The sequence below is a fragment of the Nocardia sp. NPDC088792 genome, assembly GCF_044750615.1.
Classification (GTDB): domain Bacteria; phylum Actinomycetota; class Actinomycetes; order Mycobacteriales; family Mycobacteriaceae; genus Nocardia.
Genome location: NZ_JBIVKC010000007.1, coordinates 543045 through 558324, shown reverse-complemented (window position 1 = coordinate 558324; position 15280 = coordinate 543045). Strand labels below are relative to the sequence as shown.

Genomic DNA, 15280 nt, shown 5'->3' with positions numbered 1-15280 from the left:
CTCGATCCCATCCGTACCGTCCATGTTTCCGATGGTCGGGAATCCTCGAACAAAGTCAACAGTGTCGAGGCCGAACGTATCGTCGACCAGATCGAGCAATGCCTCGCCGACCCCCGCTACGACGGGAAGACCTTCGGAGTGATCTCCCTGCTGGGCCCCGCGCAGGCGAAATACATCGCGCAGGTGCTTGTTTCGAGAATCGGCCCGGAAGTCGTGGTCAGCCGCGGCATCCAATGCGGTGATGCCGCCGATTTCCAGGGCGCGGAACGTGATGTGATCTTCCTGTCCCTGGTTGCGACGGCCGGACCGCACCGCCGGTTGGTTGCGCAGACCGCCGATGGCGTTGTACAACGATTCAATGTCGCTGTGTCACGCGCCCGGGACCAATTGTGGCTGTTCCATTCCGTTACGCTCGACCAGCTGACCAATAGTGCCGACCTGCGATTCCAGCTGTTGGACTACTGCCGTTCGATCGAACTGCGCGTTGCGGCCGAAGCCGAGCCGCCTGAGCGTTTTCCCGACGACCATGTGGTCGAGCCGTTCACATCGCTGTTCGCGCAACAGGTATACAACCGGATCGTGGACCGTGGGTATCGAATCGTCGCCCACTACACCGAGACCGCGCACCCGATCGACATGGTAGTCACCGGACACGGCGGCCAGGTCGCCATCCAGTGCGATGACGACCACTGGTCCGGACCTGATGACTTTCGGGCGGAACTCCACTGGCAGCGTGACCTCGAACGGTGTGACTGGCCATTCCATCGCATGCGCCTGGCCGAGTTCGTCGCCGACCCGGATCGATGCCTGGATGAAGTGTGGGAGTTGCTGGAAGACAATCGGATACAACCGATCGGTGCCGAGCCGGAAGGCCCTCCAGGTCAGGCGGTTTCCGGTCCGGCTGAGATTGCTATGGACCCGGAGGCCCACCCGGCCGATGTCGACTCGGCTCCGGAATCCGAGCAGCTATCAGCAGAATTCGCCGATTCCGCAGAGATCAAGCAATCCGACGCCACGATGGAGGCCGAGCCCGAGAGCTCAGTAATGATTGGTGAAGCGCTGACACCGGTTGCGATCGGGCCTTACGCAACCTTCACCGGGGTACTGGAGAGCCCGACCATCGCGAGTCACGCCACCATCGTCGAGGATTTCCTTCGCATTGTGGCGGTCGAGGGCCCGGTGACGGGTGCACGCTTGCGCGCCGCCTACGTGACCGCCGCGCGCACCCGGGAACGCGACCACGTCCGTGACGCTCTCGATCGTGCCCTGTGCACGGCGGTCAGGTCCGGCAAACTGCTCGTGGACGACGCGCTGGAGAACAAGGATCGCGCGTCGCTGACTTATCGCCTCCATGGCCAGCCCGAAACCTTGTGGCGCGAGCTCGGCCCCCGCAAGGTCGAACAGGTACCACCGCGCGAACTGGCCGAGATTCTGGCCCATTTCGCGGTCGACCATGGTTGGGACGACTCCTCTCGACTGTTCCGGACAGTCATCAACGCGCTCGGACAAACCCGCCTCACACCGAACACCCTCGCTGCACTCGAGTCGGTGTTGCCACTGGCGACGAGGATCGGTTCCGGGAACTGAGCGTGCTGTATTCGACGAGTCGAGCCCGCCGCAGTGCCAATCAACGAGTCGGTCGACCGAGTTGCTTGCGGTCGACGAATTCATCGAATTGCCTTGTATCGCATAAATGTTCGAAGAGGCCTCGGGATGGTGGACTTGTCGTACCGCTATGGCACAGTCTGAAACGAGCCAGGTGGAGTATCAGGGGGCCGTACCGATGGATGAGACGTATCTGGGCCGATGGCTGGGCGACGAGGAATTTCGTTTGAGTCGTGAACTGGGCAATGTTGCACTGTTTTTCGAACTCAATCTGGACGCGGACGAGATCCGGCGGGTGCAGGAGGTCTACGGCCAGGTAGCGGTGCGCTTGGCGACGCATCAGCGGGCGCGGGTGATGATCCAGAAGTACCCCGCGTCGACTCTGACAGCGTTGCTCGGACACGCTGGTCTCTTCTATGAGTCAGGCCGATTCTGGGACAGATTCTGGGCCGAACTCGGGCTGCCTCGTGAACAGGACTTCGAGAACGCTCTGCGAGCCGCACTCGGTAACTTGTTACGCCGGTACGGGATGCGGGAGTTTCCGGAACTGCGGGGTGACTATGTGCGGATCATGACCATGCACGCCGGGATTCCGGTGCATTGCCTGGGAGATCTGCTCGATGTCATCGAGCACCATGTGGCCGTCGGGCGCGAGCGCAGCGGCGCGGCGGTGTTCGAATGGCTCACCGAACCGGGAATGGCGTATCGCCTGAATTCCCTTGACGTGCCGGTCCGTCATTTCCTGCAGTTGGCAGGAGAGGCCGCGGTGGACATGATCGACCGGATCCTGGACTTCCTCGAGTTCACCGTCGAGCACACCGAGTTCTGGAACGATCTGGCGGTGGACTCGTCGACGACGGGACTGCCGGCGGTACTGCTGGACGGTCTGATCGACCGGCTTCATGACATGCCTTTCGGGCAAGCGCGCGGTGCGGTGGGATCGGCTGCGCGTGGCCGCGTCCCCATGCTCGGTTTCTCCGAGGCCGACCGTCAGATCACCGTCGGCCTCCCTTATCCGGACAGTGCACCAGTGCAGCCATGGAAGATCTCCTTCGACGGGGATACCTGCGAGCGATACGCCGAACGAGGCTGGGGTGTCGCCGACGGCACGGCGCATCCGCTGACTCTCGTGCCCGTGACCCGCCCCGCGCGGGAAATCATACTGCGCCACGAAGCCTCGGCGGCCGAACATCGAATCCCTCTGGTGGACAAGCGTGATCCGCTACTGGTGTTCGACCTCGACGGAATATTGCTGCATCGCCGCAGCGCGTTGCCGCGCGATGAGGTCTTCATAGTGCATCCGCAGGACGCCGTTCTCGTCGATGCCGAGTCGAATGAGCCGGTCGCCTCGAGCGAGGATCTGGGTGCGCCGTCGGGATGGCGGGGCTGGCAGGCGCGCACAATCGATCTCTCCGGGCACGATGCGATTCGATTGCGGCGAGATAGCCTGGAGCCGTGCCCGATTCGTGAGGTGCGGGCGGTCGGCGCGCCACGGTTGGAATTGCCCTACCCTCTCGAGGGAGTGTCCACGACGAGCGGGCTGTCGGTGTACTCGACTCGGCCGATCATCATCCTGCCACCGTGTAGTCGACCCGGCTCCCAGACATGGCGGGTGCGGGTGCGCTATTCGGGGCGCTCGGATTGGCTCTGCCAAGAGGAGTGGGAATCGGGTGAGGAGTCCGCCGGCCTGGACCCCTTCGATGGACTTCCGCCCGGTGTGCTGGGCCTGTTCGACATCGTCGTCGCAGGTCCGCTCGGTTCGGATTTGCGGGCCACGCTGTTCCTCGCCGAAGGAATGTCGGTCGAGCACAGTGATATCTTTCGGATTCCTGTTCCAGGAGGGTTGTCGCCGAGTCTGAGTCTGCTCGATGGAGACCCGCCGTTGGCGCTGGATCGCGAGGGCGTCTCGTTCGAGCCTTGGGAGCGGGACGCTCGGGTCCAGGTTCGTAGTGGTGACGCACTGCACACGCTGGTGATCACGCCGCCTTACATCGAGTTTCGCGTCGACGAGCTCGGCGCTCCAGCGCAGTGGCGGACTTCGTCGCAGGTGATCACGGCGGCCGAGCTCGCGGCGAATGCCGTTGTCGCCGCTCGAATCCCCGGCCACTGTCTGGTCGACTTCGCGCTGCTGGACGCATCCGGAGTGGTTGTCCAGATCGAGCGGCCGGAGGTGCGTTCGGACAGTGTCTTTCACGTATCCACGCGTGTCTTCGTCGACACGGTGCGACGAATTCGTGTGGGCGAGCTGGTAGCTCGTATCGACGACCCGGAGGGCGGCTCCCATTCGGTTGTCATGGCTCGAATCAGGCCGACCCAATTGTGTGGCGGTGTCCGTCTCGTCGAGCGAGAGCTGGCTTTTGAGGCGTTGGCGTCAGGCGAGCTGGGCGTCTTCGTCTGGGCGGTCACCGCGCCGTGGCGACCGGTTTGGCAGCTGCGGATCGATGACGGCCGTGCGGCGCTGCCGGATGAACTATGGGCGGCCGGGCCGCTACTGGTTCAGGTGTTCGTGGACGATCCATGGCTGGAGATGACCCCGCCGCGTCATCCTGGTGCGGCGGCGTACCGCGTCGAGCAGTCCGGCTGGCTGCCCGACGAAGTCTGGTCTCGCGAACAGCTTTCGAGATTCCTCGCGGGTGAGGGTGCGCCGCCACGATCGCTCGATGTCATGGCGGAAGTGTGGGCCGCACTCGCGACGTTGCCGACCGGACAGGCGGACGTCCGGACGGAGCTGATGCGCGGTGGTCTGATCCGGGTGCTCGCCCACGATCCGCGCGCGGCACTGGAAGCGTTGGGCGGCAGTACCATTCCGCCGCCGCAGATGATGCCCCTGCTCATTCGCACGGGTCTGGCCGAACAGCTGTATGCGTCGACGCTCGCCTACGACCACCTGCACGCCAGCCCCTGGGTGGGGTGTGTCGCCGAGATCGCGGATCTGCCCTACCGGGCGCATACCGAGGTCCAGTCCGAATGGGAACAGATGCTCGGGTACCTCAGGGAATACGGCGGGGATTGGCTGATCAACTTGCTGCGCGGCGTCGTGGGTGACCCATGCATCGGCATCTTCGACCGAAATGTGGAGCGTGCCCACGCGTGGCCACCGTCGCAGATCGACGAGATGCTCGAGGTGCTGCGCGTGGTGCCGGAAGCGCTGCTGGACGACACCACCCGGCTGAGCGCCATCATGGCGGCTTTCCGCGCCCGTCAGGAATGGACCGCCGACCCCGCGTGTGCTCTGCTGGCGTCAGGGGCGGTTGCTGCGCTGCGCCGGGTCAGAGGCGTCGCCCCCGTGCTGTACGACACGATCCGTGCGCGCAACGAGGCGCTCGCGGGCGTGGATGTGGCGGCACATCCCTGGATGCTGCTGTCCGTGCAATCGCTGACCATGGCGGCACTGGCCCGGTTGAGCGCCCGCGGCCGGTTCGATATCGAGCTGATGACCCGCGACCTGCGGGAGGCGTGGGCGCGGATGGCTGATCTATGCCCGGATCTGGTGGCGACCGATCTGCTGGTAGCGGACGCACTCGCCACCTACGAGACACAGGCTGATCTGATCGGAGAACACCGATGACCGAACGACTCGACCCGCTGGCGGCCGGCGCCGATATCGAGGCGAGCTACAAGCGGTATCTGAAAACACTGCTCGCACCGCGCGATCCGATGCTGGCGCAGGTATTCGACCAGACGGTCGACGAGACCGCCATGCTGACCAAGGGGCCGCTGCTGGAGCTGACGCCTCCCTACGCAGCGGGAATGTCATTGCGGGAGTTGATCCGCGAGGGCGTGCTGCACCCGGGTTTCGCCGACTTGGGCACAACCATCGACCTGGACCGTCCGCTCTACCGTCATCAGGAGACAGCGGTCCGCAAGGCTGTGGCCGGACGCAATCTCGTGGTCAGCACCGGTACCGGTTCGGGCAAGACCGAGAGTTTTCTGCTTCCGATCTTCAACTCGCTGATAGCGGAACGTGCGGCGGGCACACTCGGGCCCGGCGTGCGGGCGCTGCTGCTCTACCCCATGAACGCGCTGGCAAACGATCAGCTCAAGCGCCTGCGCGAACTTCTCACCGATATGCCGGATATTACTTTCGGCCGTTACACCGGCGAGACGAAAGAGTCCGTGGCGGAGGCGGAATCGTTGTTCCAGGCGCTGCACCCGGGGGCCGAGCACCTGCCTAACGAGCTGCTCAGCCGACGGGAGATGCGGGCGACCCCGCCGAATATCCTGCTCACCAACTACGCGATGCTCGAGTACCTGCTGCTGCGTCCCGCCGATCTCGAACTGTTCGACGGCGAATACACCGGTACCTGGCGGTTCATCGCCCTGGACGAGGCACACGTATACGACGGCGCACAGGGTTCCGAAGTCGCGTTGCTGCTGCGGCGGCTGCGGGAACGGGTCGCGGTGAATTCCCGATTGCAGTGCATCGCAACGTCGGCCTCGCTGACGGGAACGACCGAGGCATCGCAAGGTGAAGAGGCGACGAGTTTCGCCGGCCGGTTGTTCGACGCCCCATTCGAATTCGTCCCCGCCGACCCGCACCGCCAGGACCTGGTGACGGCGACGCGTTTGTCCCGGCGTGACGCACCCACCTGGACCATCGGCGATGCCGATCTGCTTACCCTCGCCGCGGTCGATGCCGATCTGTCTCCGCTCGGAAAGCATTGTCGCAGCGGCGATATCGCGGAGTCACTGCACGAAGAACGGCGTATCGCCGATCTGAAGGCGATCGCGTCCGGCGGACCCGTCGATGTGCACACACTCGCGACGAAGTTGTGGCCGGGCGACGCGGACGCGCTGTCGAAGCTGGAGGCATTGGTCGCACTTGGCTCGAAAGTTCGCGCCGCTGATGGGAACCCGGTGTTGTCGGCGCGCTATCACATGTTCGTCCGTGCGACCGAGGGCGCGTTCGTCAGCTTCACCGAGGAGCAGCCGCGGGTGTTCCTGGGCCGTCACGAGGTCGATCCGGATACCGGCCGGGCGGTGTTCGAGTTCGGCACCTGTCAGCGTTGCGGTGCTGTACATCTGGCTGGGCGGGTGGAGGCCAGAAGGGGCCGGGAGTTCTTCTTGCCGGCCAAGACCGAAGACGCCGAATCGGTGCGCTGGCTGGTGCTCACCGAAGGCACGATGGACAGCTTGATCGACGAGGACGAGGAGACTCTCTCGGATGACCCGGGGTCCGGGGTCTCGACCGGCGTCCGCCAGTTGTGCACGGGCTGTGGCGCTCTGGATCGCGGACCGGGCCGTTGTGCCGGGAGCGCGTGCCCGGGCGGCCCGATGCTGCGGGTGCGTGAGCACCCGATGAAGACTCGCGTCATGAGCACCTGCACCGAATGCGGCGCGCGTTCCCGCCAGGTGATCCGCCGCCTGCGCACTGACGTGAACGCCGCGCCGGCGGTTATCACCACGGCCCTCTACCAGCATCTGCCGACCGCCACCGACGAGACCGTCGAACAGGTGGGTGCAGGGCGCAAGCTGTTGATGTTCTCCGATTCCCGGCAAGCGGCCGCCTTCGCGGCCCCCTACCTGGCCCATACCTACGGTCGGATGCTCGAGCGGCGCTACCTCACCGAGGCTCTGCTCGATCCCGGCAGCCGCGGTGAAGCTCTCTCGGTGGCGGATCTGGCGGCCGCCGTGCGTGGGGTCGCCACGGCCGCAGGGCATTTCGCGGAACGAGCGACGCGAGGCGAGATTCTTCGGGAGGTGAATCCGTGGATCATGGCGGAACTGATGACGCTGGATCAGCGTCAATCGCTGGAGGGGCTCGGCCTGATGCGGGTGTCGCTGTTCCGGCCGGGCCCGGCGCCCAGGGCGCTGGTTCGGCTGGGGTTGTCCGAGGACGAAGCGTGGGGACTGCTCGAGGAACTGATCCGGACCGTGCGATACCAGGGCGCGATGACGCTGCTGCCCGATGTCGACATCCGTGAACCTATCTTCGAACCGCGCAGTCTCCGCATCCGCATCCGTTCGATGAAGTCCGATTCCGGGCGGGCCATCATCAGCTGGTTGCCGGGCGGTGGGCCGTCTACGTCCAACGGTCGGATTCTGCTGGTACGCAAGGTGCTCGCCGCGGTCGGTTCGGATCTCGACGCTCGTGCCGTGCTCGACGGCTGCTGGAAGTTCCTCGTAGAGCTGGGCTGTCTCAGCCTCGAGCGCGACAAGGCGGCCGGTGATGTTTATCAGGTCGACCACCGGGAGCTGCGCATCCGGTCCGGACCCGATTGCGCCTGGTATCAATGCGATTCCTGTCGTCGGCTGACCCCGAACAGCATTCGCAGCCTGTGCCCTCAGGGTGCGTGTGATGGCAAGCTGGCCGAATTCGTGCTGCCACCCGAAGGACGCGACGCCAACCACTATCGGACCGCATACCGCACGCTGCGTCCGGCTCCGCTGTCGGCGCAGGAGCACACAGCGCAGTGGGCGGCGATCGAGGCGGCCGACATCCAGCGGCGCTTCATCTCTGGTCAGGTCAATGTGCTGTCCTGCTCTACCACATTCGAACTCGGCGTCGACGTCGGTGATCTGCAGTCGGTCATGCTGCGGAACATGCCACCCAAGACCGCCAACTACGTGCAGCGTGCTGGCCGAGCGGGTCGTCGCGCCGCGTCGGCGGCGTTGGTGCTCACCTACGCCAAGCGCGGTTCTCACGATCTGTCGAAATTTCAGAAGCCGGAGTCGATGATCGCGGGTGAGATGCGAATCCCCTGGATTCCCATCGACAATGAACGGATCGGCAGGCGACACGCCCATTCGATCGCACTGGCGGCATACTTCCGGTACCGGTTCGACCGGGATCAGATCATTTGGAACAATGCCGGACCGTTCTTCGAACCCGGCGAGGAGGGGCAGGACTCCGCGGCCGCACAGGTGCGCCGTTTCCTAACCCCGGTCCCCGATCGCGTGCGCAGGGCACTGTGGACTGCGCTGCCACCGCAGGTCGCCGCCGCGATCGGGGTGGACGACGACTCCTGGGTGGACCGGCTGTGCGAGTTGCTCTCCCTCGCTCAGGCCGACATCCGCGGTGACATCGAGCTGTTCCGGACCATGATCGACGAGGCATCACAGGCTCGGAAGTTCACTCTCGCCGGCCGTTTGCAGAAGACGCTGCGCACGATCGAGGAGCGTCAGCTGATCGGATTCCTCGCCAACAAGAACATCTTGCCGAAGTACGGATTCCCGGTCGATACGGTCGATTTGCGCACCAACCACTGTGAAAGCGATATCGGCGGCAAGCTGGAACTGACCCGTGACCTCAGCCAGGCGATCTTCGACTACGCGCCCGGCAACGAGATCGTGGCGGGCGGCAAGGTCTGGACCTCGCGCGGTCTGCACAAGCTCCCCAAGCGGGAGCTCGAGGAGCTTCAATACCGAGTCTGTCGCGAGTGCAATCGATTCGAATGCGGCCATACCCTGGACGTGGCCGCCCGTTGTCCCAGCTGTGATCAAGAGTTCGGGCAGATCCGGACCTGCGTGGTCCCGGAGTTCGGTTTCATCGCCGATCGGCGGGTCGGCGATGTGAAATCCGAACCACCGCAACGCCTGTGGGGTGGCTCGAGCTATGTCGAGCACATCGGGGACGTCACCGAGACCTTCCACTGGCAGTCGACGGGCGGTGTCCCGGTACAGGCCAGAGCAGGAACCCGGGCGCGCATGGCGGTGGTCGCCGAAGGCAAGGGCGGCGGCTTCCAACTGTGCGAGTGGTGCGGCTGGGCGATGGTGGTGGAGGGCCGGAAGAAGGGACCTCGCGGTGCTCACGAGCGCCCGCTCACTGGCACCCCGTGTTCGGGTCCGCTGCACCAGGTTTCGCTGGCTCACCGCTACGAGACCGACGTCGCGGAATTCACCTTCGAGGACATGTCCTACGACAAAGAGTCCGAATCGAAATGGCTCTCGGTCCTGTACGCACTACTCGAAGGCGCGTCCGAGGCCTTGGAGATCAGCCGCGACGATATTGACGGCACCCTGTCGTGGAGTGCCGACGGACGTCGCAGCATCGTCCTGTTCGACACGGTCCCCGCTGGTGCGGGCGCTGCCAAGAAGATCGCCGAAAACCTCGCGCAGGTCATCCACCAGGCTGTTGCGCGCGTGACCGCGTGCGATTGCGGACCCGAAACCTCGTGCTACGGCTGTCTGCGCTCCTTCCGCAATGACCGTTTCCACGAGCGACTTTCGCGCGCGGGAGCCTTGGAGATCTTCGGGCGCCTGCGCGTGGCCGCCTCACCCGACGACCTCGCCGGCCCGTGGGACGAGAACCCGGTAGGTATGTCGCAGGCGGTCATCGACCTGCTATTGGAACTGGCGCGCCGCGGCGTCCCCAAGCCCGACATCGGCATCGAAGCCGGTACCCATTACTGGCCGGTGGAGGCGGTGTGGGAGACCGTGAGAGTGATCTTGGTCGAAGGCGTCGACGCCGATCGCGACGGCGGGTTGAAGACGGAGGGCTATCAAGTGTTCTGCGTGGAGGAGATCGATCCCGACCGGCTTGTGGCTATCGTGTCAGGTGGGTGAACTGGAGCGAACGGGAATACCCGGTCTCGTCATTCGGCGGCGGGCAGCAGGTCCGGATGGCTGCTCTGCACAGGACCCGGTCGACGGATTCACGGTTTTGGGCCGTTCACATACACGTCCAGGGCAGTACGGATCTGATCGGCCGTGGGACGGCCGAGCGCGGTATCGCGATCGAGGGGGTCCATCGCTTTTCGCTGTGTGGTGCACACCTCCAGCGCTTCATCACCTGAGATATCGATCGGGAACGTTTCACCAGGTAGTTGAAGTTCTTTAATCAGCCGTCCGGTTCGAGCCTCGCGCACTTCGATCTTTACGATGCCCTGACGCAGATCGATCGGAATTCCGTCGGGGCACTGGATGCTTCGGATATCCGTGCCGTCGTCGATCCCGGTGACACAACCCATCAGCTGAACCGTGCCATCGGTCGACGGCGACCATACCGCCGGGTCTGCTCCGTCCGCGATGGTCGTGGTCACGCCGGTATATTCGGGATATCCGTTGCTCTTCTGCTCGTGCAAGCGAATCGGCCGAGGTCCGCTCTCGGACAGATCGGCCGCCTTCTTGGCCGATCTTCCGCCGCACGCCTGCTCGGGCGAGCCGTCACCGGTCCAGAGCTTGGCTGCTCCGGTAACCAGCTGGCCACAGCCGCTGAAGCAACTGAGCAACAGCGCTCCGACCACTACTATCTTGACGAAAGTGATTGTGCCCGCGGCCGTGATTCGCTGTCGCCGAGGCGGCCGCCACGATGTCGGCGGTGCCGGGGGCATTGGACGATATGGTCGATGATAGGAGACTGGTCGCTCAGTCTGTTGTGATGCAGGCCTATCTGCAATGGTTTTCTCGGACACGACCGCTATCGCGGCTTGCGCGAAATCCAGGCAGGAGCTGTACCGTGCGGCGGGGTCGATGGACATGGCGCGCATGATGACCGGGTCGAGCGGCGACAGCTCCGGCCTGTAGCGGCTTACGAGAGGTCGCGGGCCGTTGCAGTGCTGAAGCACCAGGGCTGGAAATTGGCTGCCTTCGAAAGGCGCACGGCCAGTGAGCATATGAAACAGTGTGCAGGCGAGGGAGTACTGATCCGATCGGCGGTCGGTGGGTGCGGCCCGCAATTGTTCGGGCGAACCGTAATGGAAGGAGGCAAGTACCATTCCGGTCGCGGTGAGTCGGGTGGAGGCGCTCCCGCCGCCCGCAATGCCGAAATCAGTCAAATACGCGCTCTGAGTCTGTAACTGCAGCAGGATATTTCCTGGTTTGACATCGCGATGAATCACGCCGCGCCGGTGTGCGTAATCCAGCGCGTCGGCGATCTGGGCAATGATCCTCAGAGCTTGGCGAAGGTCCATGCCGGTCGCCGGGACTAGCGATCCGACATCGCTTCCGTCGATATATCGCATGGCGATCCACTGCGCCCCCGCGCGGTTTCCGGCCGTATAGACGGGGACGATGTTGGAGTGGTCGAGGTTGGCTGTCAGCCGCGCTTCACGGTCGAATCGCAGTCGTTCGGTGTCACTTTCGGCAGCCTCGCCCTTGATCACCTTGAGCGCGACTCGACGCCCCAGCTTCGGATCACGGGCCAGATACACCGAGCCCATCCCGCCGCTTCCGATATGCCGTTCGATGATGAAACCTGCGAACTCGGAACCGGGTACGAGTCCAGCTACCACATGCGCTCCCTTGCCGCTGGCGTCGATCACAACCGTAGTCGCGAAACATGTTCTGCAGCAACCTCAACCGGCTACGAGTCCGATTGACGGTAGCCTTGGTCTCGTTACATGCCGGGACGCCGTATAACGCTGATCGATGGAACCGGCTCTTGCTCGCAAGAACTCGTTCGTCGCCGCCTACCCCAGACCGATCAGTCGCGTAATGATGATTCGACATGCTCCAGTATCGTTGGAAGCTAGCAATATTCGCTTCTTGCCGTACGAAGACCTCGACTTCGAACCCCTCTCCGATGGCCATGATTTCGACAGTTGGCGGTCCAATTGGCCGAGAGTGCGCTATCGCGGCGGACCTCGTCCGGGATTGTTGTAGTGTCCGGTAGGGTTGCCCGTCGGCGGTCGGATGATAGGGGTGGGGATGAAGGCGTCAGAGACGACGTTCGCCGCATTGGTGCAGGGGGAGAAGCAGTTTCAGATCCCGCTGTATCAACGGACATACTCGTGGTCGGACAAGCAGCTGGCGCAGCTGTGGAGTGACATCTGCGAGCAGGCCGAGCTGCTGGCCGATGGTGATCAGGCTACGACGCATTTCTGTGGGTCGGTCGTGCTGGCGCCCTCACCCTTGAACGACGCGAGTTTCGCGCGTTGGCTGGTGGTCGACGGTCAGCAACGGCTGACGACACTGAGTTTGGCGCTGGCGGCGATCCGAGATCATGTAGGGGCGTCGGATCCACGGCAGCGCGAACGCATCGACGAGCAGTACCTGATCAACAAGTTTCAAGAGGGAGACGGCTACTTCCGGCTGCTGCCGACCCAGGCCGATCGTGTCGCCTATGCCGAGCACATTCGCAATACTCAGGTCGGGGTTGGCGGTGACCGCGTCGGCGCGGCGTACCGGTTCTTCCGGCAGGCGTTGCTGGCGGTGGAGGGGGCCAACGGTTCGGCTGTCGCGCAGATCGAGAAGGCGATCACCACGCGGTTGACGCTGGTGCAGGTGGTTGCCGAACGTGATGACAACGTGCATCGGATCTTCGAGTCGCTCAACAACACCGGGCTCAAGCTCTCCCAGGCCGACCTGTTGCGCAACTACCTGTTCATGCGGTTGCCGACGCGAGGCGAGCAGGTGTACCAGACTTACTGGTTGCCGTTGCAGCGCAGTTTGAGCAATGAGCAGCTCGAACAGTTGATGTGGCTACAACTGGTGCTCGACGGCGGTGTTCGGGTGCGTCGACAGGATGTATACACCGCGCAGCAGCGGCATTTCACCCGAAATGGTGAGGGCGAAGCCGATATCGAGGCCTACGTTCGCGAACTGTATCGCCGATCGCAGCATTTCCTGCGCATCGTTCACCCCGATCAGGAAAAGGATCTTGAGGTCCGCGGTTATCTGCGCCGGATCGACCAGTGGCAGGCGGCCACTACGCATCCGGTGCTGATGATGTTGCTGGACAAGCGCGAATCCGGGGTGATAACCGGGCCGGATCTGGTGCGCGCACTGTCCTATATCGAGTCGTTCCTGATCCGCCGAATGATCTGTCATCGCCCGACCCAGGGGTTGAATCGGACGTTCCAGGAGCTGCCCGGACAACTGCCCGAGGGCATGTCGGTGGTCGACGGCCTGCATCACGCGCTGTCCGCACCGCGCCGGTATTGGCCCGCGGACGCCGAGCTGAGGGAGGCGATCGCGACGAAACCGTTCTTCTGGCAAGGCAAATGGGAGCAGCGACGGCTGGTGCTGCAACGGTTGGAGGAAAGTTACGAGCATCCCGAACCGGTGGACTTCGTCAATGCCAAGCTCACCATCGAGCATGTGCTGCCGCAGCAGCCCGGTCCGGCCTGGTTGGAGGTGCTGGCCGCGGACGCCGGTGTCGGCGAGACCGCCGAAGACCTCCACGAGCGGTTCGTGCACACGCTGGGGAACCTTACGCTGACGGGCGAGAATGCCCGGCTGTCCAATCATCCGTTCGAGCGCAAGCAGGATCTGCTCGAGGGCTCACATCTGGAGATGAATCGCCGGATCGCGGGTACCGGGCGATGGGGAGCGGCCGAGATCGCCACTAGGGCAACCGAACTGGCTGACCGAGCGATCGGATTGTGGCCCGCACCGATCCCCGCTGTCGAGCGCGGATCAGGGAAGCGGGACTGGACAATGCTGCGCCAGGCAGTGGCTGTGATTCCGGCGGGCACATGGACGTCCTACGGTGAGCTGGCGGCACTCATCGGGTCGAGTCCGGTCGCCGTCGGTCAGCAGTTGGCGGGACCGTTCCCGGGCGCGTACCGGGTCCTCGATTACGGCGGCCGGGTGGCGGCCGGCTTCCGCTGGCCCGAGGGCGCGGACCGGGGTGATGTGCATGACGTGCTGCGGGCCGAAGGGGTGGTTTTCAACAACAATGGGATCGCTGCCGCCGCACAGCGGCTCACCGCCGGGGACTTGGCGCTGCTGCTCGGTATGACCGGGCTCGACGACGAGGCCGCCGAACAGGCTGGTCCGGTGGGTGACCGCCGGGATCGATTCTTCGTCCAGCTCGAGGCCGGGAATTCGGCTGTGATGGTGTCGAATACGCGGGAACTGCTTACCTTCTGGGAATCGATCGGCGGCTGTCTCGAATTCGGTGGCGGCGCGAAGTCCACGAGCTGCTTCCTCAGCCTGGCTCGCGGAGACGCCGGAGTGATCTGGCCGCTGGTCGTCTATCCGGGAAACGGTGGCGCGGGCAAGCTCGAGATGGTGTTCCAGCACCTCGCCGTGCGTGAGCCGTTCACCGAAACCGCGATGCGGAATGACTTCCGATCGCGGCTCAACGAGCTGTCGACCGTGGACATTCCGGAAGGCAAGTTGACACTGCGGCCGGGAATTCCGCCCGCCGCGATCACGGACCCGGCCGATTTCAAGCTCATGTGCGATGCACTGCTCTGGTTCCGCGACGCGGCCCTCGGCCGTCTGCCGGAGTCCGCCGGCGCCACGGCTGCTGACGGGCCGTGGGGCGCTGATCTGCGATACGTGTCGCCGCAGGTCCGTGAGTTGTTTCGGGGACTCGCAGACCTCGGTGCTCCGAAGCCTGAGATCGGCGTCGAGCTCGGCACTCACAACTGGCCACTGGAAGCGGTGTGGCCCAGCCGCCGTGTGGTGCTCGCCGAGGGCGTGGACGTCGACCGCGATGAAGACCTGCGTAAGAAGGGTTATCGCGTGGTCGAGGCCGGAGGCGTCGAGGTCGCTGCTCTGGCAGCCCTGTTGGCCAGGAGCGAGTCTTAAGCGAAGAGCCGGCGCCTCGGTTCGATCGGCTTCGTAGCTTGGTCGCCTGCTGAGCTCCCTTGCAGCGATAGGCGTGCTCCTGCGGGTGACGCCGCCGGGTCTCTGCGGAGGTAGCCGATCGGGGGGGCGGCGCGTTCACGTTCGATGCGAGAGGCGATGTCAGCCACCGTCCAGGCTTCGGCACCGGGGGTCCCTGAACCGTTTTCGCCGCCAGGTCGCGTCGGCGTACCCCAGCCCGCAGGCGTGAGGTACGCCG

The 15280-nt window shown here is 64.3% G+C and carries 5 protein-coding genes; 4 read left to right on the top strand and 1 reads right to left on the bottom strand.

The annotated features are described in order from the left end of the window. Positions 1 to 9 precede the first annotated feature (9 nt). The 3 genes from ACIP5Y_RS42415 to ACIP5Y_RS42405 all read left to right on the top strand — a co-directional run bounded on the left by ACIP5Y_RS42415 (position 10) and on the right by ACIP5Y_RS42405 (position 10110). A complete protein-coding gene (locus ACIP5Y_RS42415) occupies positions 10 to 1587 on the top strand; it encodes an AAA domain-containing protein (protein ID WP_400359018.1) in 1578 nt (525 codons plus the stop codon). Between the two features lie 196 nt (positions 1588 to 1783). Then, entirely contained in the window at positions 1784 to 5173 is a 3390-nt protein-coding gene (locus ACIP5Y_RS42410) for a hypothetical protein (protein WP_400358913.1), read from the top strand. Further along, positions 5170 to 10110 carry a DEAD/DEAH box helicase gene (locus tag ACIP5Y_RS42405; protein WP_400358911.1) on the top strand — a complete coding sequence of 1647 codons (4941 nt, stop codon included), beginning with the start codon at positions 5170 to 5172 and terminating at the stop codon, positions 10108 to 10110. Before ACIP5Y_RS42410 ends, ACIP5Y_RS42405 begins: the two co-directional genes overlap by 4 nt. Positions 10111 to 10199: 89 nt before the next feature. Here ACIP5Y_RS42405 and ACIP5Y_RS42400 read toward each other — a convergent pair whose 3' ends face one another. Next, positions 10200 to 11807, bottom strand: coding sequence for a serine/threonine-protein kinase (locus tag ACIP5Y_RS42400; protein WP_400358910.1), 1608 nt, complete (start codon positions 11805 to 11807; stop codon positions 10200 to 10202). A 385-nt stretch (positions 11808 to 12192) separates the two neighbouring features. Here ACIP5Y_RS42400 and ACIP5Y_RS42395 point away from each other — a divergent pair, with 385 nt between their 5' ends. Then, on the top strand, positions 12193 to 15024 hold the full coding sequence (locus ACIP5Y_RS42395) for a DUF262 domain-containing protein (RefSeq protein WP_400358908.1): 2832 nt from the start codon (positions 12193 to 12195) through the stop codon (positions 15022 to 15024). Positions 15025 to 15280: the final 256 nt, after the last annotated feature.

What these genes read in the sequence shown, in the direction of transcription:
- ACIP5Y_RS42410 (WP_400358913.1), top strand. Translation starts at nt 1,784, where the DNA reads ATGGATGAGACGTATCTGGGCCGATGGCTGGGCGACGAGGAATTTCGT.
- ACIP5Y_RS42405 (WP_400358911.1), top strand. Translation starts at nt 5,170, where the DNA reads ATGACCGAACGACTCGACCCGCTGGCGGCCGGCGCCGATATCGAGGCG.
- ACIP5Y_RS42395 (WP_400358908.1), top strand. Translation starts at nt 12,193, where the DNA reads ATGAAGGCGTCAGAGACGACGTTCGCCGCATTGGTGCAGGGGGAGAAG.